The 25,104-nt window shown below is 66.1% G+C and carries 20 protein-coding genes; 7 read left to right on the plus strand and 13 right to left on the minus strand.

The window, feature by feature from the left end:
- Positions 1-52: 52 nt before the first annotated feature.
- Entirely contained in the window at positions 53-940 is an 888-nt protein-coding gene (gene purU / locus ABS761_RS02530) for a formyltetrahydrofolate deformylase (RefSeq protein WP_350406441.1), read from the minus strand.
- A gap of 332 nt (positions 941-1,272) precedes the next feature.
- Here purU and ABS761_RS02535 point away from each other — a divergent pair, with 332 nt between their 5' ends.
- From ABS761_RS02535 to ABS761_RS02550, 4 genes are read left to right on the plus strand one after another with little or no spacing between them, the layout of a single operon-like run.
- On the plus strand, positions 1,273-2,520 hold the full coding sequence (locus ABS761_RS02535) for a sarcosine oxidase subunit beta family protein (RefSeq protein ID WP_350406442.1): 1,248 nt from the start codon (positions 1,273-1,275) through the stop codon (positions 2,518-2,520).
- Positions 2,521-2,529: 9 nt separating this feature from the next.
- Positions 2,530-2,805: a sarcosine oxidase subunit delta gene (locus ABS761_RS02540; protein WP_350406444.1), complete on the plus strand. Its 276-nt coding sequence runs from the start codon at positions 2,530-2,532 to the stop codon at positions 2,803-2,805.
- Positions 2,802-5,801, plus strand: coding sequence for a sarcosine oxidase subunit alpha family protein (locus ABS761_RS02545; protein WP_350406445.1), 3,000 nt, complete (start codon positions 2,802-2,804; stop codon positions 5,799-5,801). The genes ABS761_RS02540 and ABS761_RS02545 overlap by 4 nt, the downstream gene beginning before the upstream one ends.
- Complete coding sequence (locus ABS761_RS02550; protein ID WP_350406446.1) at positions 5,791-6,378, plus strand: sarcosine oxidase subunit gamma; 588 nt, start codon at positions 5,791-5,793, stop codon at positions 6,376-6,378. Before ABS761_RS02545 ends, ABS761_RS02550 begins: the two co-directional genes overlap by 11 nt.
- 65 nt (positions 6,379-6,443) lie before the next feature.
- On the opposite strand, the gene ABS761_RS02555 is transcribed toward ABS761_RS02550, so the two are convergent.
- The 5 genes from ABS761_RS02555 to ABS761_RS02575 form a co-directional block, all read right to left on the minus strand.
- Positions 6,444-7,193, minus strand: a complete 750-nt coding sequence (locus ABS761_RS02555; RefSeq protein WP_502881360.1) for an anaerobic ribonucleoside-triphosphate reductase activating protein — start codon at positions 7,191-7,193, stop codon at positions 6,444-6,446.
- Between the two features lie 6 nt (positions 7,194-7,199).
- A complete protein-coding gene (nrdD, locus tag ABS761_RS02560; protein WP_350406447.1) occupies positions 7,200-7,379 on the minus strand; it encodes an anaerobic ribonucleoside-triphosphate reductase in 180 nt (59 codons plus the stop codon).
- Between the two features lie 49 nt (positions 7,380-7,428).
- Positions 7,429-9,195: a ribonucleoside triphosphate reductase gene (locus ABS761_RS02565; RefSeq protein ID WP_350406449.1), complete on the minus strand. Its 1,767-nt coding sequence runs from the start codon at positions 9,193-9,195 to the stop codon at positions 7,429-7,431.
- Positions 9,196-9,448: 253 nt separating this feature from the next.
- Positions 9,449-9,688, minus strand: a complete 240-nt coding sequence (locus ABS761_RS02570) for a DUF2249 domain-containing protein (protein ID WP_350406618.1) — start codon at positions 9,686-9,688, stop codon at positions 9,449-9,451.
- Positions 9,689-9,811: 123 nt separating this feature from the next.
- The gene (locus ABS761_RS02575) at positions 9,812-10,942 is read right to left on the minus strand and encodes a homogentisate 1,2-dioxygenase (protein WP_350406451.1); all 1,131 of its coding nucleotides are present in this window, start codon (positions 10,940-10,942) and stop codon (positions 9,812-9,814) included.
- A gap of 224 nt (positions 10,943-11,166) precedes the next feature.
- On the opposite strand from ABS761_RS02575, the gene ABS761_RS02580 reads away from it, so the two are divergent.
- The gene (locus ABS761_RS02580; protein WP_350406453.1) at positions 11,167-11,901 is read left to right on the plus strand and encodes an IclR family transcriptional regulator; all 735 of its coding nucleotides are present in this window, start codon (positions 11,167-11,169) and stop codon (positions 11,899-11,901) included.
- A 12-nt stretch (positions 11,902-11,913) separates the two neighbouring features.
- On the opposite strand, the gene ABS761_RS02585 is transcribed toward ABS761_RS02580, so the two are convergent.
- The 5 genes from ABS761_RS02585 to ABS761_RS02605 all read right to left on the minus strand — a co-directional run bounded on the left by ABS761_RS02585 (position 11,914) and on the right by ABS761_RS02605 (position 14,990).
- Entirely contained in the window at positions 11,914-12,108 is a 195-nt protein-coding gene (locus ABS761_RS02585; RefSeq protein WP_350406454.1) for an oxidoreductase-like domain-containing protein, read from the minus strand.
- The gene (locus tag ABS761_RS02590) at positions 12,105-12,935 is read right to left on the minus strand and encodes a class II glutamine amidotransferase (RefSeq protein WP_350406456.1); all 831 of its coding nucleotides are present in this window, start codon (positions 12,933-12,935) and stop codon (positions 12,105-12,107) included. Before ABS761_RS02590 ends, ABS761_RS02585 begins: the two co-directional genes overlap by 4 nt.
- A 160-nt stretch (positions 12,936-13,095) precedes the next feature.
- On the minus strand, positions 13,096-14,247 hold the full coding sequence (locus tag ABS761_RS02595; protein WP_350406458.1) for a cytochrome P450: 1,152 nt from the start codon (positions 14,245-14,247) through the stop codon (positions 13,096-13,098).
- A 156-nt stretch (positions 14,248-14,403) separates the two neighbouring features.
- A complete protein-coding gene (locus tag ABS761_RS02600; protein ID WP_350406460.1) occupies positions 14,404-14,760 on the minus strand; it encodes a type II toxin-antitoxin system PemK/MazF family toxin in 357 nt (118 codons plus the stop codon).
- Positions 14,760-14,990 (minus strand): AbrB/MazE/SpoVT family DNA-binding domain-containing protein, encoded by a 231-nt coding sequence (locus tag ABS761_RS02605; RefSeq protein WP_350406461.1) that lies wholly within the window; start codon positions 14,988-14,990, stop codon positions 14,760-14,762. Before ABS761_RS02605 ends, ABS761_RS02600 begins: the two co-directional genes overlap by 1 nt.
- A gap of 184 nt (positions 14,991-15,174) precedes the next feature.
- Here ABS761_RS02605 and clpB point away from each other — a divergent pair, with 184 nt between their 5' ends.
- Positions 15,175-17,769 carry an ATP-dependent chaperone ClpB gene (gene clpB / locus ABS761_RS02610; protein ID WP_350406462.1) on the plus strand — a complete coding sequence of 865 codons (2,595 nt, stop codon included), beginning with the start codon at positions 15,175-15,177 and terminating at the stop codon, positions 17,767-17,769.
- 41 nt (positions 17,770-17,810) lie between these two features.
- On the opposite strand, the gene glnE is transcribed toward clpB, so the two are convergent.
- On the minus strand, positions 17,811-20,606 hold the full coding sequence (gene glnE, locus ABS761_RS02615; RefSeq protein WP_350406464.1) for a bifunctional [glutamate--ammonia ligase]-adenylyl-L-tyrosine phosphorylase/[glutamate--ammonia-ligase] adenylyltransferase: 2,796 nt from the start codon (positions 20,604-20,606) through the stop codon (positions 17,811-17,813).
- 87 nt (positions 20,607-20,693) lie between these two features.
- Between glnE and ABS761_RS02620 the strand changes: the two genes are divergently transcribed.
- Positions 20,694-24,290 carry a YhdP family protein gene (locus tag ABS761_RS02620; RefSeq protein WP_502881361.1) on the plus strand — a complete coding sequence of 1,199 codons (3,597 nt, stop codon included), beginning with the start codon at positions 20,694-20,696 and terminating at the stop codon, positions 24,288-24,290.
- Between the two features lie 30 nt (positions 24,291-24,320).
- On the opposite strand, the gene ABS761_RS02625 is transcribed toward ABS761_RS02620, so the two are convergent.
- Positions 24,321-25,070, minus strand: a complete 750-nt coding sequence (locus ABS761_RS02625; RefSeq protein ID WP_350406467.1) for a sulfite exporter TauE/SafE family protein — start codon at positions 25,068-25,070, stop codon at positions 24,321-24,323.
- Positions 25,071-25,104: the final 34 nt, after the last annotated feature.

Raw genomic sequence — 25,104 nt, forward strand, 5'->3', positions numbered from 1 at the left:
CCGCGGGTGCCGATTCATTCGGCGCCCGCGGCATCCGGTGGCGGCGGCGTGGCTACAGCACCACCGTCCTGTGGCCGTTGATGAAGACCCGACGCTCCAGATAATCGCGCACTGCCTGGGCCAGCGCCCGGCACTCCAGGTTGCGGCCGGTGGCCAGCAGTTGTTCCGGGCTTTGCGCGTGGTTCACGGGCTCGACGGACTGAGCGATGATCGGGCCTTCGTCCAGATCGTCGGTGACGAAATGGGCGGTCGCGCCGATCACTTTGACGCCGCGCTCGTAGGCCTGGTGATAGGGGCGGGCGCCCTTGAAGCCGGGCAGGAATGAGTGGTGGATATTGATGGCACGGCCGGCCAGCGCTTTGCTGGTTTCGGGACGCAGGATCTGCATGTAGCGCGCCAGGATGACGAGCTCGGCGCCGGTCGATCGGGCCAGGTCCAGGATGGCGGCTTCCTGTTGCGGCCGGTTGTCGTTGCCGACTGGCAGGTGGTGAAAAGCGATGCCGGCGGCGTCGGCATGGCCGCGCAGGGTGTCGTGGTTCGAGGCGATGGCGGCGACATCCATCGGCAGCTCCCCCATGCGGGTGCGAAACAGCAGGTCCGCCAGGCAATGTTCGAGCCTGGACACGAGGATCAGCACCTTGGGGCGTTGGGACAGGTCGTGGATGGCCCAGCGCATGGAAAAGCGCCGCGCCAGCTCCGTGAAATCCCGGTTCAGGGATGCAAGGTCCAGGGCCTGCGGCCCTTCGGTATGAAAGACGCAGCGCACGAAGAATTGCTGGGTGTCCTTTTCGTCGAAGACCGTGAATTCATCGATGTAGCCTTGGCGCTGGTCCAGAAAGGATACGATGGCGGCTACCTGGCCAGCCTGGCTGGGGCAGGACACGGTCAGACAGAATGGGGTGGCCCCGAGCGGCGGGGCGAGTGGCGGTGGGGTCCGCATGGGGGTGGGTCTCCTTGTCCGAGGCTGTGGCGTCGCTCGGCATGCCGGCGCCGTCTGCGGGCTACTACACCATCGGAGCGTATGGCGTGAATAGAACGAAAGCGCCAGGGGGGTTGAATTGTCCGGCATGAGAGGGATGCTCGCCTGGCGCGGTGGCCGCCAGTCGGCCAGGGGGCACTCGAATTCGTATGCACCGCGGCGGTCGCCCGGCATGCCGAACCGCCAGATTCTTCCATCGGAACGGCGGAATAGTTCTATCGGGTCCCGCCCGCTTTTGATGTACTGCACCCATGCAGCCCGGAGGGGTGCGCCGTCATATGAGCGAGGAGACCATGAGTAATCGCTACTCGATTTTCAGCCTGATCCGCAACGGGCTGAGCCACAACGAACGCTGGGGGCGGGTCTGGCACAGCCCCGAGCCCAAGCGCGAATACGACGTCGTGGTCGTCGGGGCCGGGGGCCACGGCCTGGCCACCGCCTACTATCTGGCCAAGGTCCATGGCGTGCGCAATGTCGCCGTCCTGGAAAAAGGCTGGCTGGGTGGTGGCAACACGGCCCGCAATACGACCATCGTGCGTTCCAATTACCTTTGGGATGAATCCGCCCAGCTCTATGAAAAGGCCATGCAGCTCTGGGAGGGCCTGTCGCAGGACCTGAACTACAACGTGATGTTCAGCCAGCGCGGCGTCTTGAATCTGGCCCACAACTTGCAGGAGGTCCGCGACACCCAGCGGCGCATCAATGCCAATCGCTACAACGGTGTGGACGGCCGATGGGTCACGCCGGCGCAGGTCAAGGAAATGGTCCCCAACATCAATCTGAACAGCCGCTATCCGGTGCTGGGCGGCTCGTTCCAGCCTCGCGGCGGCGTGGCGCGACATGATGCCGTGGCCTGGGGATTCGCGCGCGCAGCCGACCGCCTGGGGGTGCACATCATCCAGAACTGCCCCGTCACCAATATCCGCAAGAAAGACGGCGCGGTCGAGGGCGTCGAGACGGGCAAGGGTTTCATCAAGGCCAAGAAGATCGCTGTGGTGGTGGCTGGCCATACCAGCGTGCTGGCCGACATGGCTGGCATCCGCTTGCCGATCGAGAGCCATCCCTTGCAGGCGCTGGTGTCTGAGCCAGTTAAACCTTGTATCGATACCGTCATCATGTCCAACGCCGTGCATGCCTATATCAGCCAGTCGGACAAGGGTGATCTGGTGATTGGCGCCGGCATCGACCAGTACCTGGGCTATGGTCAGCGCGGCAGTTTCCAGAACATCGAGCGCACCCTGCAGGCCATCGTCGAGATGTTCCCATCCCTGAGCCGCGTGCGCATGAACCGCCAGTGGGGCGGTATTGTCGATGTGTCGCCCGACGCCTGCCCGATCATCAGCAAGACCGACGTCAAGGGGCTGTATTTCAATTGCGGCTGGGGCACGGGTGGCTTCAAGGCGACGCCGGGCTCGGGTTGGGTGTTTGCGCACACGGTGGCGCACGATGAGCCGCATCCCTTGAACAAGGCTTTTTCCATCGACCGTTTCTATAGTGGCCACCTGATCGATGAGCACGGTGCCGCTGCCGTGGCCCACTGAGGAGATTTCATGCTGCAGATCAAATGCCCCTGGTGCGGCGAGCGCGCCGAAAGCGAATTCAGCTATGGCGGCGAGGCCGACATCGCCCGACCCGTGGACAACGCGTCGATGGACGACCGGCAGTGGGGCGACTATGTGTTCATGCGTCGCAATACCTTTGGGCTGTTCCGTGAGCAGTGGGTGCATACCCATGGCTGCCGCCGTTGGTTCATCGCCGAGCGCGACACCAGGACCTATGACTTCCAGGGCTACGAAACCTTTGCCGGCACCAAGGAGACGATATGAGCCAGATCAGCCGTCTGTCCGAGGGAGGGCGCATTCAGCGCGGCATCCCCTTGAACTTCACCTTCAACGGCAAGGCCTACACCGGATTCCAGGGGGACACCCTGGCGGCGGCCCTGCTGGCCAACGGCGTGCATTTCGTCGCCCGCAGTTTTAAGTACCATCGCCCGCGCGGCATCATGACGGCCGGCGTCGAGGAGCCCAACGCGCTGGTGCAACTGGAGCGCGGCCCCTACACCGTGCCCAATGCGCGCGCCACCGAGGTGGAGCTTTATGAGGGCCTGGTCGCCGCCAGTGTGAATGCCAAGCCGGATATCGAACGTGATCGCATGGCGATCATGCAGCGTTTCGCGCGCTTCATTCCCGCGGGTTTCTACTATAAGACCTTCATGTGGCCACGGAGCTGGTGGAGCAAATACGAGGAACGCATCCGCGATGCCGCCGGACTGGGGACGGTTCCCGAGGTCCCCGACCCGGACCGCTATGAAAAGCGCTACGCGCACTGCGATGTGCTGGTGATCGGCGCGGGCCCGGCCGGGCTGGCGGCGGCTTGCGCCGCGGGCCGCACGGGCGCCCGGGTGATCCTGGTCGATGATGACGCCGAGGCGGGCGGCAGCCTGCTGGGCGATCTGGAGCAGATCGATGGCCGGCCCGCCAACGAGTGGGTGGCCGAGCGCGTGGCCGAGTTGCGGGACTTGCCGCAGGTGCGGGTGCTGCAGCGCACGACCGCCTTCGGTTACCAGGACCATAATCTGGTCACGGCCTGCCAACGGCTGCATGATCATCTGCCGGTCGACCGTCGCAGCGGGGTGCGTGAACGGGTCTGGAAGATTCGCGCCCGCCATGTCGTGCTGGCGACCGGCGCCCACGAACGGCCCATGGTGTTCGGCAACAACGACATTCCCGGTGTGATGCTGGCCGGAGCCGTGTCCACCTACATCAACCGCTTTGGCGTGCCGCCGGGGCGCCGCGCCGTCGTGTTCGCCAATCACGATGGCGCCTATCAGTGCGCGATCGACCTCAAGCGCCATGGCGCCGAGGTGACGGTCATCGATCCGCGCGTGCTCAGCCACGGGACACTGCCCGAGGAGGCCGCGAGTCTGGGGATCCGGGTGATCCATCAGGCGGTGGTCGTCGAGGCCAAGGGCGGCACGCATGTCACGAGCGTCCGGCTGCGCGGGCATGGGGCCCGACTGCTCGAGGCGGTGGATGTGCTGCCTTGCGACCTGCTGGCCATGTCCGGTGGATGGAATCCAGTGGTGCACCTGTATGCGCAATCCCGGGGCCGCCCCCGCTGGTGCGACGACCGGGCGTGCTTTGTGCCGGATGCGGCGGCGCAGCCGCAAAGCAGCGCGGGCGCCGCCAATGGGGATTTCAGCCTGCAGTCCGCACTGGACGGCGGCGCGCGGGCGGGCCTGCGCGCCGCGCAAGGCGCGGTCGGGGCGCAGCCCGTCGACCTGCCCGCCTGGTCGGCCCGTTCGCTCGAGGAGTCGCCTCTGCTGCCGCTGTGGTCGGTCGGCAAGGGAGAGCAAGCCAACCGGGGCCCCAAGCAGTTCATCGATTATCAGAACGATGTGTCCGTGTCCGACATCTACCTGGCGGTTCGCGAAGGCTACCAATCAGTGGAGCACGTCAAACGCTACACGGCGATGGGTTTCGGCACCGATCAGGGCAAGCTGGGCAACATCAACGGGATGGCGGTGCTGGCCGAGGTGCTGAAGCAAAGCATCCCCGAAACGGGCACCACCACGTTCCGGCCGAATTACACGCCGGTCAGCTTCGGCGCCATCGCCGGGCGTGAATTGGGCGACTATTTCGATCCGATCCGCAAGACCTGCCTATATGACTGGAACGTGGCCCAGGGCGCCTTGTTCGAGGACGTTGGCAACTGGAAGCGCGCCCACTACTACCCGAAACCAGGCGAGGACATGCATGCCGCGGTGCAGCGCGAGTGTCTGGCGGTGCGCCATGCCGTCGGGATACTGGACTACAGCACCTTGGGCAAGATCGATGTGCGCGGTCCGGACGCCGTCGAGTTCCTCAATCGCCTCTACGTCAATTCCTGGACCAAGCTGCAGCCGGGGCGCTGCCGCTACGGCCTGCTGCTGGATGAGAACGGCATGGTCATGGACGATGGCGTCAGCATCCGCCTGTCCGAGGATCATTTCATCATGACGACCACCACCGGCGGCGCGGCACGCGTCATGAGCTGGATGGAGCGCTGGCTGCAGACCGAATGGCCGGATTTTCGCGTCTACCTGACTTCGATCACGGACCAGTATTCCGTGGCAACGGTCGCCGGGCCGCAGGCGCGCAAGGTGTTGAGCGCGGTGTGCAAGGACATCGACTTCGGCAATGAGGCCTTCCCCTTCATGAGTTTCAAGGAAGGCACGATAGACGGCGTCTTTGCCCGGATTTTGCGGGTCAGCTTCTCGGGCGAGCTGTCCTACGAGATTTACACCCCGGCCGATAGCGGCCGCCGCGTGGTCGATCTGCTGATGTCGGCGGGGGCGCCCTACGGCATCACCCCCTACGGGACGGAAGCCATGCACGTGCTGCGCGGCGAGAAAGGCTACATCATCGTCGGCCAGGAGACGGACGGCTCGGTTTCGCCGCTGGATCTTGGCATGGGTGGCATGGTGGCCAAGACCAAGGACTGCCTGGGCAAGCGCTCGCTCACGCGCAGCGACACCCAGGGGCCGGGCCGCAAGCAACTGGTCGGGCTGCTGGCCCGCGATCCCCAGTGCGTCCTGCCCGAGGGGGGGCAGATTCTGCTGAGCGAAACGCACGCGCCGCTGGCGCCGATGTTCGGTCATGTGACCTCCAGCTACATGAGTCCGGCCCTGGGGCGTTCGATCGCCATGGCCTTGCTCAAGGACGGTCAGTCCAGGATGGACCAGGACGTGATCGTCGCCACGGCCGATGGCCAGTTCATGCCCGCTCGTGTCTGCGGCACGGTGTTCTACGACCCCGAAGGAGCACGTCAAAATGTCGACTGAAATTGAAACTCCGCTGGTTGGCCTGCACGCCCGCCACGGCCTGCCCCTGGCGTATCGGGTCTCGGATGCGGCCGAACTGACCGAGCAGCTCGGCGTTGCGCTGGCCAATCTGCGCCTGGATCCGGCCTCGCAGCCCATGCGGGATGCCGTGCGCGCCAGCCTGGGCCTGGATTTGCCGCTGCGGCCCAACACGGTCACGCAGGCGGGGGGTATGACGGCTTTGTGGCTGGCCCCCGACGAATGGCTGCTGCGCGCCGACGCGTCGGGTGAAACCACGCTGGCGGCGCGAGTCGAGCAGGCGCTGACGGGCCATTGGTTTGCCGTGACGGATCAGACCAGCGGCTATTCCGTCTTGCAGGTGCGGGGCCCGGAGGCTGCCAACGTCCTCAATGCCGGGTGTCCCCTGGATCTGCATCCGCGTGCCCTGACTCTGGGACAGTGCGCCCAGTCGCACTTCTTCAAGGCCGACATGCTGCTGCGGCCCCTGGGGGATCGGGGCGATGCCTGGGAACTGATCGTGCGGCGCAGCTTCGCCGATTCCACCGCGCGCATGCTAATGGATGCCATGCGGGAATAAGCCAGGCACCGGGGAGTCCCTGCGGATTCCCCGATGCCTGGCGGATCCGAGCCGCTTGCGGTTTCTCAGCCGCGCCTCAATTCAAAGCTTTCGAATAAGGCGGCCAACGCATCCCGCGCCGCGTCGCCCGGCCAATCCCGCAGAGAACGTCCATGGGCGTTCAGCGTGTCGTCCGCACAGCCCTGCGGGCGAAAGACCTGGACCGCGTAGTGCCGCACGCCCAGGCCGGCCAGCTCGTGGCCCAGGGCCAGCAACTCGTCGGCGCCGATCAGATCGGGATGCGCCGTGGTACGGCATTCGAAGTTCACCCCGCTGTCCAGTACGGCCCGCAGGCTGTCGCGGGCCGGCCGGCCGCTGCCGGCCACCCGCGTCACGCGCTCGTAGGCTGAAAAGCCGGCCTTGATGTCCAGTCCCACCCAGTCGATGTCCGGCAGGACCTGCGCCAGCCGGCGCGGGTGCGTGCCGCCCGTGTGCAGGCCGATGCGATAGCCCAGCGCCCGCACTTGGTGGATGGCCGGGCCGAGGCCCGGATCCATGGTGGGTTCCCCACCGCTGAACACCACGCCGTCGATCAGGCCGACACGGCGTTCGAGCAGGGCCAGGACTTCGCCCCATTCCAGGGGGCTGCCGGGGGTGCGGGGCTGCAGGTGCGGATTGTGGCAATAGCCGCAGCGCCAGGGGCAGCCCTGGATGAAGACCACGGCCGACAGCAGGCCGGGAAAGTCCGTCGCCGTGAAGGGCACGAGCCCGCCGACCTTGAGGTGCGCCTCGCCGCGCCCCGGCGCGATGCGCGGGGCGGTGGTACGCAGACCCACGCGGCCTTAGGCCGCCCGGCGCGCGGGCGCCTGGCTGTCGCGGCGCTCTACGAAGTAGCGGCGTTCGTGGAATTCGCCCTTTTTCCCGATGTTGAAGGATGACATGGGGCGGTGGTAGCCCATGACGCGGGTCCAGATTTCGCAGGGCTGGCGTTCGTCGGCGCGCAGGGTGATGGTATGTGTCATGGTGAATGCTCCTTGGTCTGGGGTGATGGATGGGCTTTGCGAGCCCGGTTCAGGCGAGGGCGCCCGTATCCTGGGCGGTCGGTCCGCCAGGGATTTCCCGCTGCTTGCGGGCGATGAGCTCGTCATCGCAATGCGGGCAGAATTCGTGCTTGCCGGGCAGGTAGCCGTGCCGCGGGCAGATCGAGAACGTCGGCGTAACGGTGAGGTAGGGGAGTGAAAAGCGGCCCAGGGCACGCCGCACCAGCGTACGGCATGCCTGCGCCGAGGACAGCGGCTCGGTCATGTACAAGTGCAGCACGGTGCCGCCGGTGTACTTGCGCTGCAGCTCGTCCTGGCGCTCCAGGGCCTCGAAGGGGTCGTCGGTGAAGCCCACCGGCAGTTGCGAGGAATTGGTGTAGTAGGGCATGTCGGCGGTGCCGGCCTGCAGTATGCCGGGGTGGCGCTTGCGGTCTTCCTTGGCGAAGCGATAGGTCGTGCCCTCGGCGGGGGTCGCCTCGAGGTTGTACATGTGGCCGGTCTGCTCCTGAAATTCGACCATGCGCGCGCGCACGTGGTCCAGCAGGCGCACGGCGAAGGCGTGGCCCCAGGGCGTGGTCAGGTCGTGTTCATCGGCGGTGAAGTTGCGGATCATCTCGTTGATGCCGTTGACCCCCAGGGTCGAGAAATGATTGCGCAGGGTGCCCAGGTAGCGGCGGGTATAGGGAAACAGGCCCTTGTCCATGTACTGCTGAATGACGCGGCGCTTGATCTCGAGGCTGTCGCGCCCCAGCGCCAGCAGTTCGTCCAGACGCGCGTACAGGGCCGCCTCGTCACCCCGGTGCCGATGGCCCAGGCGCGCGCAGTTGATCGTGACCACCCCCAGCGATCCGGTCTGCTCGGCCGAGCCGAACAGGCCGTTGCCGCGCTTGAGCAGCTCGCGCAGGTCGAGTTGCAGCCGGCAGCACATGGAGCGGATCATGTTGGGTTTGAGTTCCGAATTGATGAAGTTCTGGAAGTACGGCAAGCCGTACTTGGCCGTCATCTGGAACAGGCGTTCGGCATTGGGGCTGTGCCAGTCGAAATCGGGGGTGATGTTGTAGGTGGGGATGGGAAAGGTGAAGGCTCGACCCTTGGCGTCGCCCGCCATCATGACCTCGATGTAGGCGCGGTTGATCATGTCCATCTCGGCCTGTAGCTCGCCGTAGGAAAAGGGCATCTCCTCGCCACCGATGAGTGGCGTCTGGTCGCGCAGATCCTCGGGGCAGGTCCAGTCGAAGGTCAGGTTGGTGAATGGTGTCTGGGTGCCCCAGCGCGAAGGCACGTTCAGGTTGTGGATCATTTCCTGGATGCACTGGCGCACCTGCGCGTCGTCCATCGCGTCCTTGCGGATGAAGGGCGCCATATAGGTGTCAAACGAGCTGAAGGCCTGCGCGCCGGCCCATTCGTTTTGCAGCGTGCCGAGGAAATTGACGATCTGGCCGACGGCACTGGACAGGTGGCGCGGGGGGGCGGAGTCGATCTTGCCGGGCACGCCGTTAAGGCCCTCGGCGAGCAGGGTGCGCAGCGACCAGCCGGCGCAATAGCCCGAGAGCATGTCAAGGTCGTGGATGTGCAGATCGGCCTGCCGGTGAGCCTGGCCGATGGCCTCGGGATAGACGTGGCTGAGCCAGTAATTGGCGATCATTTTGCCCGAGGTGTTGAGAATCAGGCCGCCCAGGGAATAGCCCTGATTGGCATTGGCGTTGACGCGCCAGTCCTGCCGCTCGAGGTACTCATCGACCGAGTGAATGACGTCGATGGCGGGTGCTGTGCGGCCGAATGATTGAAAATTGTTCATCAGGATGAAATACCATATGTTGTGTTTTTAATCATATTAAGCACAATATGTAGTATCTACAATCCACTGCAATCGCTTTTCATGGAAAGCTTGATCCAGGTTTGTTTTCGTGCGCGAGGCGGCGTCTGGCGCGTGCCGCAAGGGTGGGTGGATGGGCCGTATCAGCAGTGTCGGGGGCCAAAAAAAGCGCCCTCGATGAGGGCGCGATCACAGGGGCGCCTGGATGCCGGGAGGCGACGCCCGATGTGTCGGATCAGGCAAGAATCCGAAAATCGATCACGATCTCGCCCGGGTTGCGCGCGAGGTATTCGATCTGAATCTGTTCGCCGAAGTGGCCTTGCAGTTGCTGCAGCAGCGGTAGCGGGTCGTGGTCGTTGCAAAAGCGCATGGTCTCGCCCGGCTGCAGCGCCGACAGGGCGCCGAAGATCGCTGCGTGGCGGAACCGTTTGGCGACGCCGCGCGCGTCGAATGGGTAGGTGTTTTCGGCAAACATGGGGATGGAGTCAGAGGCCACGGCAGAGTTCCTTGGGCGGGGCAAGTTCATCGAGATTCCATTATAGGAACCGCCGCGCCGTCCGCCCCTGGGAACCCTATTGCCGGCAAGGTTGTCGCGACCTTATTCCATCCACGAGTTCATGTAGTCGAGATTCTTGACGCCGGTGGGCAGTTCGTCGAGCTCGAGCGGGAAGCGCGAGTCGATCATGACGGCCACCTCGTCGGTGTATTTGCGCTCGCCCTTGTTGTTGGCCGCCGCCGCTGCGAAGGCCTTGGGGTGCGGACCGTGGTGAAAGCCCGAGGGGTGGAGGGTGAACATGCCGGGGCCGATGTTGTCGCGGCTGAAGAAGTTGCCCGCGTGGTAGAAGATCGACTCGTCGAACTCGTCGTTGTTGTGGAAGAACGGGACCTTGAGCGCGCCGGGATCGCTCTCGATGGGGCGCGGGGCAAAGGTGCAGACGATGATGGTGTTCGACAGAAAAGTCGCATGGGCTGTGGGCGGCAGGTGATAGCGGTCGGACAGCAGCTCGCGGATGTCGCGCCAGTTGAGCTTGACCGGGCAACAGTCGCCATGCCAGCCGACGGCATCGAGAAAGTTATAGGGAAAGGTGACCGTGGTGATCTGGTTGCGGCGTTTGGCGCGCACGCGCGTCTCGAATTCACCTTGCTGAGCCTTGAAGGCCTCGTCGATCTTGGGCGTGTCGAGCACCGCCAGGTCGAACTGGGCGTGGCGGCCGACGATGCCGCGATCGGGCAACTGGAAGGAATCCTCGGTGGCCTCTATGGTGAGGACCTCGGCCGGGTTTGCTGGCTCGAGGCGCCAGCTCGTGCCTCGCGGGATCATCAAGTAGTCGCCCTCGCGATAGCTCATGTGGCCGTAGTCGCAGAAGAACTCGCCATCGCCCCGGTGAAAGAACAGAATCATGTCGCCATCGCCGTTGCGGGCGAGATCGGGCATGGCCTCGCTGAACTTCCAGAAGCACACCTGGGTATTGGCATTGTGCATGAAGCGGCGGGCCTTCCAGGGGCAGGGCGCGCTGTCTTCGAGCTTGTTCAGATCCAGCAGAGTGAGTTCCAGCGGGCCTTCCCATTTGGTCCAGGCCGTGGGTTTATGGGCATGCAGGATGTGGCTGGCGGGCCCGAAGAAGCCGCTGCGGCCGTGCTCGCGCTCGTACAGGCCGTCGGGGATGTCGCAGTGCGCTTGGCGGGTGTGGATACCTTCGGCTTTAGGGAAGGTAATGGGGGTCTTCATGGATGGGTCTCCGGTCTGGAAGGGCAGGGGGGGGCTGCGGTTTTGTTATGATTTACATAACAATGTTATTAATATAGTAACGATAACGTGGCATTTGATCAGCGTCAAGCCTAGGTTTTTCCCGGAGGGCGCACCGTACCTCAGGATCCCGCCCGCGGCCCTGCGATTACAATCCCTGCGGAAGGCGCCGAATGGTCCGGCGCGGGCGATGATGGGAGTCCCGGATGGCGCAGGATGAGAACGGCGAAGGCAGCAAGGGCGTGCAGTCCGTCGAGGTGGGCCTCGAGTTGTTTCGCGTGCTGGCGACGGCTGACGGCCCGATCGGCCTGTCGGATCTCGCACGCCTGGCCGGCATGCATCGCGCCAAGGCGCATCGCTACCTGGCCAGCCTTGTGCGGGCCGGCTGGGTGGCCCAGGACCCGGGCTCTGGACACTACGGCCTGGGCCCGACGATCCGCGATCTGGCCCTGTCGTGGCTCAGCCGCCAGGATCCTTTGCAATGGGCCATGGCCGAGGCGCGGGACCTCGCCCTCGATCTCGGGGAAACCTGCTTCGTGGCCGTCTGGGGCAGCGGCGGGGCCACTGCGATCCGGGTCAGCCAGCCACCCCGCAGCGTATCGATCAGCGTGGGCGAGGGCGCCTTGTTCGATCCGCGCTCATCGGCCACCGGACGGGTGTTCGACGCCTGGCGCGAGTCCGCGACGCCGGCGCTGCCCGAGGCCCTGCGCACCCGGATTCGCCGCGAGGGCATGGCTTGCGTCGAGGGTGATTACGTCGCGGGGATCAATGGCCTGTCCGTGCCGGTGTTCGACGCCCGGGGCGAGATCGTGCTCGCATTGACCCTCGTCGGGCCGGCCTCCTCACTGGAGGCGCGCACCGACACCACGCAGGCGTTGGCCTTGCGGGCGGCCGCAAGGCGGGTGTCGATGGGGTTGGGCTGGCAGGACGCGGCGCAATGAGCGCCTCGGGCCTTAGGGCGAATCGGCTGCGGGTTTGGCCGCGCCGGTAGGGCGGTGGCGCTCTTCCCAGACCTTGATGGCTTGCTCCCAAGCCCGTTTTTCCTCGATGTAGGTGTCGAAGACGCAAGGCTCGCAGCCATTGCCGCAGCAATCGTTGAGGTCGGGCTCCTCGGGCTCCAGCGGGCGTGGATCGGCGTCCGGGGTCATGCGCAGGCCAGATTGTCGAAATTGCTGCGCTGCACGTCCTCGGGGATGGAAATCAACGCCTCCGCGCTTGGCTGGCCCTCTGCGAACATGATGAGGCGACCGGGCTCGAAAGCGCTCCAGGTTTCGTTGTCCGTCAGGGGCTTGGTGGCGATGACCGACACGCAGTCGCCTTGGGCATTGGTCCGCGAGAAGTCCATGGACATGTCCGTGTCCACCAGATGGGCGGCCCGAAAGGGCCAGGCTCGGGTGATGTAGTGCAGCGTGGTCGAGCAATGCGCCAGCATGCAGCGCCCGTTGGACATCAGGAAATTGAAGACCCCGTGGGTGGCCAGCCTCTGGGTCATGTCCGAGACGGCTGCGAACAACTCGTCGTCCGCCGGCTCGGTTTGTCCGAAGCGCGTGCGCAAGCCGTCCATCATGTAGCAGAAGGCGCGCTCGCTGTCGGTCTGGCCGACGGGCAGGTGATGGCCGCCCAGCGCGGGCTCGAAGTCCTTGAGGTCGCCGTTGTGCGCGAACAGCCAGTGGCGTCCCCAGAGTTCCCGCACGAAAGGGTGGCAGTTTTCGAGTTCGGTGGCGCCCTGAGTGGCCTTGCGGATGTGGGCGATGACATTGCGCGACTTGATGGGATAGCGCTTGATGAGGTCCGCGACCGGCGAGCGGCAGCAGGGGGCGTTGTCGATGAAGCTGCGGCAGCCCTTGTTCTCGTAGAAGGCGATGCCGAAGCCGTCGGCGTGGTGGTCGGTCTGGCCGCCGCGGGCCGCGAAGCCCGTAAATGAAAACGTAATGTCGGTGGGCGTGGCGCAATTCATGCCCAAAAGCTGACACATGGCGAGCAGATCCCGGAATATCGGATGAGGGCGCCGGTGGGCGCCCTTTGATGCTTGAATTGTAGACCTCGCCGCGCGGTCTTGCATGGCCGCGCTTCTCGGGGCGACCCAAAGGCGGGGATTTCGTTGCGCCGCGCGCACGGTGGTGGCCATGCGGGATTCAGCGCCTGATGCGCAACCGGGCCTCGCGGTAGCCCCCGGCCGGATAGACCGAGGGGATGGGTGACGCATCGGCCACCGGCGCGATCTCGCGCGTGGCCGCGAGCAGTGCGCGCACGACGGCCTCGAGCTCGAGACGCGCCAGCGGCGCGCCCGGACAGGCATGGACGCCGACGCCGTACAGCAGGTTCAGGCCTGGGTCCCGGTCCAGCCGGAATTCGTCCGGGTCACCGAAGACGGCTTCGTCGCGGTTGGCCGACGCCCACATCAGGGTGACGCGCTCGCCTACCGACAGATTCTTGTCGCCTATGCGCGCATTCCGCGTGAGGGTGCGGCGGTTGGCGATCAGCGGCGCATGCATGCGCAGGATCTCGTCGTTGGCGGCGCGCACCAGGTCCGGATTGGCGCGCAGGCGTTCTTGCAGGCGTGGGCGCTCGGCGAGGTAGTGGGCAATGATGCCCACGCTCGAGGCGATGGTGCCCAGCTCGCCGACCGTCCAGTTGCGCAGGATGCTGACAATGGCATCGTCAGCGATTGGACGGCCCTCGACGGTCTCGTGCATCAGGCGGGTGGTGGCGTCGTCGGGGGCGTCCGGCCCCGCTGTGCGCCGGGCGTCGAGCAAGCGAAGGATCGTGCCGTCGAATTCGGTGGCGACGGCGGCGACCGCCTCGGCTTCGCCCGACAGCAAGGCGAGGTTTTTCTTGTGAATCCAGTCCAGCAGGGGCGCGTGCAGTTCCTCGGGCCAGCCGAGGAAGGCGCATTGCATGGACAGGGAGAAGGGGTGGGCGAAGTCGAACATGATCTCGAGCTCGCCGTCGCGCGGCAGGCGCGCCGTCAGCTCGGCGCAGATCCGCTCGCATTCCGGCCGAAACGCCGCCATGCGCGCGGGGCTGAAATACGGCTCGATCAGCCGCCGATATGGCGTGTGCTCGGGGGGATCCATGCCGTGGGGCACCGAGGCGCACCCGGCGGTCCGGTTGCTGAAGGTCTCGGGGTCGAGCAGGATGCGCATGACGTCGGCGTGCTGAAACACTGAGTGATGCATGGCGTCGCTGTGGGCCACGGGACAGCGCTTGCGCATTGCATCGTAGGCATGGATCGGGTTGGCCAGGACTTCCGGCGCCCTCGGGTCCCAGTCGTTGTGTGTACTCATGCGTTTCTGCCAGAATCGTGGAATGTCGGCGCGCTTCGCGCAGGCTGCACCCACTCTAGCATGGGGTTTTCCCTTATTTTCGGATAACCCTATGAAACCAATGCTTTTTACTTCAAGGGATTGTGTCCGGTTTTCCGGTGGCTCAGACGCGGCGCGCTAGTCGTGAAACAGCAGGGCGCGAAGCTTGGCGCGGACCTGGGCCAGTTCGTCGGGCGTGGCCCGGCCCTCGAGCGTGATGTGTGTCCCGGCCCATTTCAGGCTTTTCACCTGGTCGGCCAGCACCGCCGCGCCGGGCTGGACCTCGAGCAGGGTTTCAAAGGGATAGCCGTTGGGCTGGCGGGTCAGGGCGCAGCACACCATCAGGCCGGTCTTGCGGTTGTAGGCCGCCGGGCTAAGGATCAGGGCGGCCTTGGGGGCGGCGGGTGCGCCCATGGGCGCGGCGGCGAAATGCACGTGCACGACGTCGCCGATATCGGGCACGAAAGCGCGGGGGCCGGCGGTGCGGGGAGCCATCAGTCGCTCGCCGAACCGAAGTCGATCTCGGGATGAATGTTGCGGGGCTTGATGGTGCCGAGGAGCTGCGACAGCACGTATTCCTGGCCGCGCACGGGTTCGATGACGATGTGATTGCGTTCGAGCCGGATGTCCACCAGGCTGTCCGGGCCGAGCCGCAGGGTTTTGAGCATGGATGCGGGGATGCGCACGGCTGCGCTGTTACCCCATTTTTTGACGACCCCCCGCATGATCCTCGACCTCGTTGAGCTGGATACGGGGACCAGCTTAACAGCAGGCGGCGCCCCGGCGCAATCACCCTGCGCCCAGGCGCCGCCGGTCGGCGGGCCCTGATCCCGACTTGAAAATCCCTGTGTGCGACCGCACATAGTTTCCATTCGGGCTTCGCGCCCACCCATAGGATACGGACTCATCATGCGATTCGATAAATTGACGACAAAGTTCCAGCAGGCGATCGCCGATGCGCAAAGCCTCGCGGTGCGGCAGGACAATCCCTACATCGAGAATATCCACGTGCTGGCGGCCTTGCTGGCCGATGGCGACAGCGGCGCGGCCAGCTTGCTGGCCCATGCCGGCGCTGTCGTGCCACGCCTGTCGACCGAAGTCGACCGGCTGGTCAAGGCCCTGCCCACGGTGAGCGGAACCGAAGGCAACGTACAGGCCAGCCGTGATCTGCAGGCCGCGCTCGCCCGCACCGACAAGGAGGCCGCCGCGCGCGGCGACACCTACATCGCCAGCGAACTGTTCCTGCTCGCCCTATGCGACGACAAAGGCGATGTGGGCCGTGTGTTACGCGAGGTGGGCCTGCAGCGCAAAGCGCTCGAGACCGCCATCGAGGCGGTGCGCGGCGGCGCCCAGGTGGCCGGTGCAGAGGACGAGGACAATCGCCAGGCGCTGCAGAAATACACCACCGACCTCACGGCGCGCGCCCGCGCGGGCAAGCTCGACCCGGTGATCGGGCGCGACGACGAGATCCGTCGCACGATCCAGATTCTCCAGCGCCGCACCAAGAACAACCCGGTGCTGATCGGCGAGCCCGGCGTGGGCAAGACCGCCATCGTCGAGGGCTTGGCCCAGCGCATCGTCAACGGCGAGGTGCCCGAAACCCTCAAGGGCAAGCGCGTGCTGTCCCTGGACCTGGCCGCCCTGCTGGCGGGCGCCAAGTACCGTGGTGAATTCGAGGAACGCCTGAAGGCGGTCCTCAAGGAACTCTCGCAGGATTCCGGCCAGACCATCGTCTTCATCGACGAACTGCACACCATGGTGGGCGCCGGCAAGGCCGAAGGTGCCATGGACGCGGGCAATATGCTCAAGCCCGCGCTGTCGCGCGGCGAACTGCACTGTGTGGGCGCGACCACCCTGGACGAGTACCGCAAGTACATCGAAAAGGACGCCGCGCTCGAGCGCCGGTTCCAGAAAGTTCTGATCAACGAGCCCGACGTCGAGTCGACGATCGCCATCCTGCGGGGTCTGCAGGAGCGCTACGAACTGCACCATGGCGTGCAGATCACCGACCCGGCGATCGTGGCGGCGGCCGAGCTTTCGCACCGTTACGTCACTGACCGCTTTCTGCCCGACAAAGCGATCGATCTGATTGACGAGGCGGCCGCGCGCATCCGCATGGAGATCGACTCCAAGCCCGAGGTGATGGACAAGCTCGACCGGCGCATCATCCAGCTCAAGATCGAGCGCGAGGCTGTCAAGAAAGATACGGACGAGGCCTCCGAACGACGCCTGAAGGCGATCGAGGACGAGCTTGAGTCCTTGCAGCGCGAGTACAACGATTACGAGGAAATCTGGAAGGCCGAAAAGGCCGCGGTCCAGGGTTCGCAGGCGGTCAAAGAGGAGATCGACCGTGTGCGCGCCGAGATGGCCGAGCTCCAGCGCAAAGGTCAGTACGACAAGCTGGCCGAGCTGCAGTACGGGCGCCTGCCCGAGCTCGAGGCGCGCTTGAAGGCGGCCGAGGCGGCCCCGGAGCATCCGGCCGACGAGCAGGCGCCGCGCCTGTTGCGCACCCGCGTGGGGGCCGAGGAAATTGCCGAGGTGGTGTCGCGTGCAACCGGCATCCCGGTATCCAAGATGATGCAGGGCGAGCGGGCGAAGCTCCTGGGCATGGAGGGCTTTCTGCACCAGCGCGTGGTCGGCCAGGACGAGGCGGTGCGCCTGGTGTCCGATGCCATCCGGCGCTCGCGCGCCGGTCTGTCCGATCCCCAGCGGCCTTACGGCTCTTTCCTGTTCCTCGGGCCCACGGGCGTGGGCAAGACCGAGCTCACCAAGGCGCTCGCGAGCTTCCTGTTCGATTCCGAGGACCATCTCGTGCGCATCGACATGAGCGAGTTCATGGAAAAGCATTCGGTGGCCCGCTTGATCGGTGCGCCCCCGGGTTACGTGGGCTACGAGGAGGGCGGCTACCTGACCGAGGCCGTGCGCCGCAAGCCCTATAGCGTGATTCTGCTCGACGAGGTCGAGAAGGCGCATCCGGACGTGTTCAACGTGCTGCTGCAGGTGCTCGACGACGGACGCCTGACCGATGGTCAGGGCCGCACCGTGGACTTCCGCAATACGGTGGTGATCATGACCTCGAACCTCGGTTCGCAGCACATCCAGAGCATGGTCGGGCAGCCCTACGATGTGGTCAAGGAGGTCATCCGCGACGAGCTCAAGACCGCTTTCCGGCCCGAGTTCCTGAACCGGATCGACGAGATCGTGGTGTTCCATGGACTGGACGCCGCGCACATCGAGCCGATCGCCCGCATCCAGTTGAAGCGCCTGGCCCAGCGCCTGGCCCAGCAGGACATGCGCCTCGAGGTCTCGGACGCGGCGGTCGCCGAATTGGCGCGCGCGGGCTTCGATCCCGTGTTCGGCGCGCGTCCGCTCAAGCGTGCGATCCAGCAGCACGTGGAGAACCCCGTGGCGCGCCTGATCCTGGAAGGCAGGTTCGGACCGCGCGATGTGGTGCCAGTCGACTGGAATGGCGAAAAGTTCGTGTTCGAGCGCACCCTGCAATGATCCGGCGGTGGAAGGGGCCCCCACGCTGCGCAAGCTGACGCTCAGGCGCTTGGGTCGGCGGCGGCCGCGGCCTGCGCGTCCAGAACCTGGTTCCACAGCGCACGCACCGCCGCGCGTTCGGTGGTCAACTCGTCGGCCGGCACGCGCGCCTTTTCAGCGCCTTGCAGACGCAGCGCGTGCTGGCGCCGGCGCAGGACGCGATAGGCGTCGGCCACTTGCGCGGCCAGCGCCTCGGGGATCAGTCCGGCGCGCGCGGCCAGGCCCAGCAGGGCGATGTTGCCCAGGTTATCCAGCAGCTCGGGGTGCGTGGCGGATTGGGACAGCACCAGGAATTGGGTGACGAACTCGATGTCGACCATTCCGCCCGGATCGTGCTTGAGATCAAAATCGCCGCTGCGGTTGGGGTGGCCAGCGGTGATCCGGGCGCGCATGTCGCGCACGTCCTTGCGCAGGACCTCGGGATCGCGAGGCAGCAGCAGGATGCGCCGGCGGACGTCCTCGAAGCGCTCGCCGATCCGGGTGTCGCCCGCCACGAAGCGCGCGCGGGTCAGCGCCTGGTGTTCCCAGGCCCAGGCTTGGTTGAGCTGGTAGGACTCGAAGGCATCGATCGGCACCGCCAGCAAGCCCGCGTCACCGTCCGGGCGCAGGCGCAGGTCGATGTCGTACAGGCGGCCCGACGAGGTCAGGGTGGACAGCCATGAGGCCACCCGCCGGCCGAGTTTGGTGTAGCGTTCACTCGCGTCCTGATCCGGGTCATCGTAGAGGAACACCAGATCCAGGTCCGAGGCGTAGCCGATTTCCTTGCCGCCCAGCTTGCCGTAGGCGATGATCGCGAAGTGCGGGGTTCCGGGCTCGGCGCGCTGGCTGCGCGGCAGTGCCAGCGGCCAGGCGCGATGGATGGTCTCGGCCAGCAGCAAGTCGGCCAAGGCCGACAGGTGGTCGGCCAGGGCCTCGACGGTGATCGTTCCCTCGAGGTCTTGGGCGAGGAGCTGGAAAGTCACCTGGTGCTGCAGGTCGCGCATCAGGTTCATTTGCTGCTCGACATCGGCCTGGCCGTCGGGCAGTACGCAGGCATCCAGGTCGGCGGACAATTGCTCGGCGATCGCCGCGAAGTCCGGGGCCTGCATGAGGCTGCGCCATTCGATCAGGCCATCGAGCAGCAGCGGATACTGGGTGAGATAGTGTGAAGCCCAGGGGCTTGCCCCGATGATGCGGGCCACGCGCGCGAGGGTTTCGGGGTATTCCGCGAGCAGCGCGAGGTAGGCGCTGCGCTGGGCCACGTGCTCGACCAGATCCAGCAGGCGCAGCAGCGTGCCGCGCGGGTCGGCGGTGCCGCCGGCGGCCTCGACCAGGCGCGGCAACAGCGCCGTCAGCCGCCTGCGGCTGGTATTGGGCAGGCTGCGGGTCCGGTGGCCCTCGAGCAGCGCCTCGATGCGCGGGTGGATGACCTTGGCGTCCTCGTCGGTGTAGGGCGGCGGCAGCGGCGCACCAGGTTCGCTCGGGGCGGCCAGGGCGGTCGGCTCGGCTGCCACGCCGCCCATGCCCGCGATGCGGAAGGCATCGCGAAAGCATTGGGTCACAAAGCCGCGGTGCGCTTCGAGGCGCCGCGTGAAATCTTCGGACGAGAGGCCCATGGCGCGGGCGAGCTCGGCGTGGCGCCCGGGTTCCGCCGGCAGCAGATGTGTCTGCTCGTCCTCGCGGTATTGCAGCATGTGCTCGACCCGGCGCAGAAAGCCGTAGGCGGCCTCCAGCCCCTCGGCCTGCGCCGGATCGAGCAGACCCGCGCGCCGCTGCTTGTGCAAGGCGGCAAGCAGGTTGCGCTGCTGCAGCGAGGGCAGGCGCCCGCCGCGAATGAGCTGGTTGAGCTGGATCACGAATTCGATCTCGCGGATGCCGCCTTCGCCGAGCTTGATGTTGTGGCGCGTGTCCACGCCGTTGCGGGCGTGGGCGCGGCGCTGCCAGTCCATGCGGATGCGCTCGCGCAGGCGCCGCAGTGCCGACAGTGCGTCGAAGTCGAAATATTTCCGATAGACGAAGGGCTGTCGCAGGGCCTCGAGCTGCCGTGTCTGCGCCGCAAGGTCGTCTTCGGTGAAATAGGGGCAGAGGACCGGTCGCGCTTTCAGCCAGGCATAGCGTTCCCATTCGCGGCCCTGGGCGACCAGGTAATTCTCGAGCGCATCCAGGCTCCAAGCGAGCGGCCCGCTGTCGCCATCCGGACGCAGGCGCAGGTCGGTGCGGAACACGAAGCCGTCGGCATCGATCTCGGAGAGCGCCGGCATCATCATGCGACAGGCCTTGCCGTAGAACTCGTGATGACTGATGCGCCGGCGGCCATCGGTCTCGCCTTCCTCACCGTATAGCATGATCAGGTCGATGTCCGATGAGACGTTCAGCTCTTTGCCGCCGAGCTTGCCCATGCCCAGGATGATCATGTCTTGCGGCGTGCCGGTTTCCGGATGCCGGGGGGTGCCATGGATTTCGATCAGCTCCCGCATGACCCCCCAATAGGCTTGGCCGATCGCCAGGTCGGCCAGCGCCGACATGGCGGTGACCACCTCGCGCAGGGGCGCCTGCGCGGCGATGTCACGTACCATGAGGGTGTAGAAGACGCGCTCGCGCAGCCGGCGCAGCGCCGGGCGCAGGTGGGCGACCGGTGGTGTCTCGCCGGGATTGCCCGTGGGTAGGATCTCCTCGAACCACTCTGCGATGGTCTTGCGCGTGACGGGTTGCGCCGCATCCTCGGCCAGCCGTTCCAGGAAGCGCGGCTGGGCCAGGGCCTTGCGGCGCAGGGCGCCGGACCAGCGCAAGGCGGGCTCTAATATAATGTCCTCGGACATGAAGGTTTAACCTCAGAGGGTTGTCGCGACTCTGCCTGTGGGACCTCGTGCCGCGGGGGGACCCCTAAAAATACTTCAAATGACGGCATGCGCCAATCGATTTCAAGTGTCCGCATATCCTCTGGATGGCCCCGCCGGATCATCGGCCTCGCTGTTTGCCTGTATTTCATCCTGGGTTTGACCCTGCTGGGTTTGCGCTACGCGGTCATGCCACAGATCGATCGCTGGCGTCCCGAGATCCAGGCGCAGCTCTCGGAAATGCTTGACCTGCCCGTGCAATTGGGCGAGATTCGCGCGGGGTGGCAGGGCTGGAATCCCGTGTTCGAGTTCGACGACGTCGTGCTGCGCAATGCGCGGGGTGTCGTCCTGCTCTCGATTCCGCAGACGCGGGCGCGCCTGAGTTGGCGCAGCATCTTGCGCCTGCGCCCCGGATTGCGCGTGTCGGTGCGCGGCATGGACCTGGCCCTGCGTCGCGATGCCGAGGATTCCGTGCGCATCCTCGGCCAGCGCATCCAGGCCCGGGGGCAGGGGGGCGGGGATGCGCGATGGCTGGCCTGGCTCGTGGCACAGCCGAGCATCGCCCTGCTCGACACCACGATCCGCTGGCGCGACGATTGGCGCGCCGCACCCGAGCTCGTGTTCACCGACGTCCAGGCCATCCTCGACGGATCCGTGCACGGCGTGCTGTCGGCCTCGTTCTCCATGCGACCGCCGGATGATCTGGGTCAGGGGGTCGAGGTCCGGGCGCGCTTCGAGGACTCCGAACGGCTGGCGCAGGGCGAGTGGCCGCACGCGTATCGGGTGTACGCGGCGCTCGAGGACGTGCGGGCGGCCGCCTGGCGGCCCTGGGTGGACGTTCCCCCGCCCTTGCGCGATGGCCGCGCGACCTTGCGGGCCTGGGCCGAGGCCGGCCCGACCGGCGAGATCGCCGACCCCAGGATGACGCTCGAGGCGGCGGTTGACGATGTGGACTGGACCCAGTCCTCCACGACGCGCTTTCTAGCGCCTCGAGTCCGGGTCTACGCCCAGGGCCCCTGGAGCGGATGGCGGGCCGCCGTGGGCGGCGCGCCCGACGCGGACCACCCCTTGCACATCGCCATCCAGACCCGAGGCCTGGTCTTGAGCAATCCGGAGTGGTTCCAGCACCCCATCGCCCTGGGGTGGCTGGATGCCGAGGCGCGGCTGCGGCTGGGCGATTCCCCGTCCGTGGACCTCGACCAGTTGCGCTGGCGCAATCCGGACATCGACGTCAGTGCGTCGGGGACGTGGCGCGCAAACGACCGCGCCGGCCTGATCAACGTCCAAGGGGTGATCGCGCGCGCGCAACTCGCCGCGATTCATCGCTATCTGCCGCTCGAAGTGGACGCTGATGCGAGGGATTGGCTCGCCCACGGTCTGAAGGCGGGCATCCTGACAGACGCGCGTCTGCGCCTGAGCGGCGAGTTGGCCGAGTTTCCGTTCGGCGACCATCCCGAGGCGGGGGATTTTCTGGTCGCCGGCCCTTATCGCAGTGCGGTGATCGACTATGTCCCGGCCGAGCCCACCTGGCCCATGCTGCAGGACATGGATGGCACGGCCGAGTTGCATCGCGTCGCGCTGTCGCTGACCGCCCGCCAGGCACGAATGCGGCCCACGGACGATACCGTCATCGATCTCGCGGACCTGCGCGCCGCCATCCCGGATATCGAGAATGACGCCATTCTGACCGTCTCTGGCGAAACCCGGGCCTCGGGCGCGGACTATATGGCGTTGCTCGCGCATACGCCCCTGAGCGGATTGCTCGATGAGGTATTCGACGACGCGCGGGCCTCGGGCGCTTGGCAGGTGCCATTGACATTGACCATACCCTTGGCGCACAGCGAGGATGCGCGGGTCGATGGTCGTGTCGTGCTCGATGACGCGGCCCTGCGTCTGATGCCGGGGATGCCCGAGTTCGAGGGCCTGAAGGGCGCCCTGCATTTCACCGAGGAGGGGATCGAGCCCGAGCCCGGCTTCACCCTGCGGGTACTGGGCGGCGAGGCCGGCCTGTCCGGGCGGTTGAGCGCCGGCCAGGGGCTGGCCATGCGGGGCCGCATGACGGCCGAAGCCCTGGCGGCCTATGTCGGCGTGCCCGGGATGTCCAGGGTCACGGGGACTTTGCCCTACGAGGTTCGGCTTGCACGCGGTGACCGTGGCTACCGGCTGGCGTTGGCGTCCGACCTGCGGGGCCTGGCGCTGGATTTTCCCGCGCCGCTCGCCAAGCCCGGTCCGCAGGCAAGGACGCTACAGGTCGTCTGGTCCAACCAGGAGGCGCGCGACGACACGCTGAGCGTCGACCTGGGCACCGACCTCTCGGTCCGATTGCGGCACCGCCGCGGCAAACGGGTCGGCCCCTATTTCTGGGCCGCGTCGGTCGGCCTGAACCGTGCGGCCCCGCCCCCGGCGGGTTTGACGATCGACATGGCCTATCCCCTGCTGGACATGGATGTCTGGAACGACATTGTGGGCGAGTTCTCTGCGCAGAGCGATGGCCGAAAGGGGGGGGAGGCCGCGCGCGAAGTATTCCCCGAACTGGAGGCGTTGAGCCTCCAGGCCGACGAGGTCCGCCTGCTTGGCATGCGGCTGGATCATGCGGTTCTGCGTCTCGTGCACGACCCGGATGCGGATCAATGGTCCATGAACGTACGCTCGAGCCAGACTTCCGGGACGCTCAAGTGGAGCGAAAAGAACGGCCAGGTGGTCGGCCGCGTGGCGGGCCGCTTCGCCCGCTTGAGCCTGGGCGACGATCCCGCGGAGGGGCCATCCCTGCTGCCGGAGATCACAACGAAAGAGATTTCCTTCGACGACGAGCTGGACATACCGGCGATCGTCCTGCAGGCCGACGACCTGCGGATCTATGGCCATTCGACGGGCCGCCTCGCGCTCGAGGGGGTCAAGGACGCGGCCACCGGCGATTGGCGGCTCGAGTCCCTGTCCCTGGGTGACGAGCATGCCAAGGTTCGGGGCACGGGCTTGTGGCGCCTGCGGGGACCTCGTCGCGGCCTGCACCTCACGGCTGCCGCCGAGATTTCGAACTTGGGCGAATGGTTGGACCGCGCGGGGTTCCGGGACGTGATGACGGGTGGCAAAGGGACGCTGAAGGGTAATTTCGAGTGGCGCGACTTGCCCTGGACGCATGATAAAGCCAACCTTGGCAGCATGCTGGAGATCTCGCTCGATGAAGGGCGCTTCAGCAAGCTGGGCTCGCAGTCGGCCAAATTGCTCGAACTGCTGTCCCTGCAGTCGATCGCCCGGCTCTCGAGCCTGGACCAGGGGCTTTCGGGTCTGACCAAAGAGGGGTTCCCCTTTGACCAACTGCGCGGCAAGCTTGATCTGTCGCGGGGGGTGGTCCAGGCGCGCGACTATAAGGTGATCGGGCCCGTGGGCACTATTTTGCTCGAAGGCGCCTCCAACATCATCGACGAGACGTTCGACATGCAGGCGGTCATCGTGCCCAATTTGGACGTCAGCGGCGCGGCGATCGCTGCTGGAATCGCCATCAATCCGGTCATCGGCATTGGCGCCTTTCTGAGTCAATGGGTGCTCAAGAATCCATTGGCTCGGGCCATGACGGTACGCTACCGGGTCACGGGCCCTTGGGACGACCCGGTCGTCACCGAGGTCGGCGGCGCGGACGCCCCCACAGCCGACAAGGCCGAGAGATGAGCGTCGATCACACCATGCCTGCCCGAGGCCCTACCAGATAAAGAAAATAATGGTCATCAGCGTGCCGATCGACACCACCCCGGCGCGCAGCCAGCGGCTCGGAATGCGTCTGGCCCAGCGCGCGCCCACGTAGCCGCCGATGATGGCCGCCACCATCATCAGGCCGGCATGGCCCCAGTACACCAAGCCCCCCCAGGCATAGACGACAGTTGCAATCGTGGTCAGGATGGCCGATGCCGCATTTTTGAGCCCGTTCATGAAGTTCAGGTCCGAGAACCCCAGGGCGCCAAAAAGGGCCAGCAGTATGATGCCGAGGCCGCCATTGAAATAGCCGCCGTACACGGCAACGGCAAAGACGCCGAGGAATGTGGCCGTCGTGCCGGCGTTGCTTTTGCGCGTGCCGCGGGCTTGCACCAGAGGCCATAGCGCGAACCACAGCGTCGCCACCAGCATGAACCATGGCACGATCTGGCGGAATGCCGCGTTGGGGGTTATTTGCAGCAGTATGGCACCGCAGACCCCGCCGGCCAGGCTGGCGACGACGATCGTGCGCAGGCTGATATCCCGCCTGCGCTGCAGGTCTTCACGAAACCCCAGGGTACTGGCGATGTAGCCGGGCAGTAGCGCCACGGTGCCGGTGGCATTGGCGATGACGGGCGGTACGCCGACGGCCATCAGCGCCGGCAGGGTCAGAAAAGTGCCGCCGCCGGCGGCGGCATTCAGCAGGCCGCCGCCGAAGGCAGCAACGATGAGTATTGCGAGGTCGATGGGATCGCCCATTGTTATGGCTCGGCTCCATTGTGCGCACCCTGGG

Source organism: Castellaniella sp. GW247-6E4 (genome assembly GCF_040276065.1).
Lineage (GTDB): Bacteria > Pseudomonadota > Gammaproteobacteria > Burkholderiales > Burkholderiaceae_B > Castellaniella.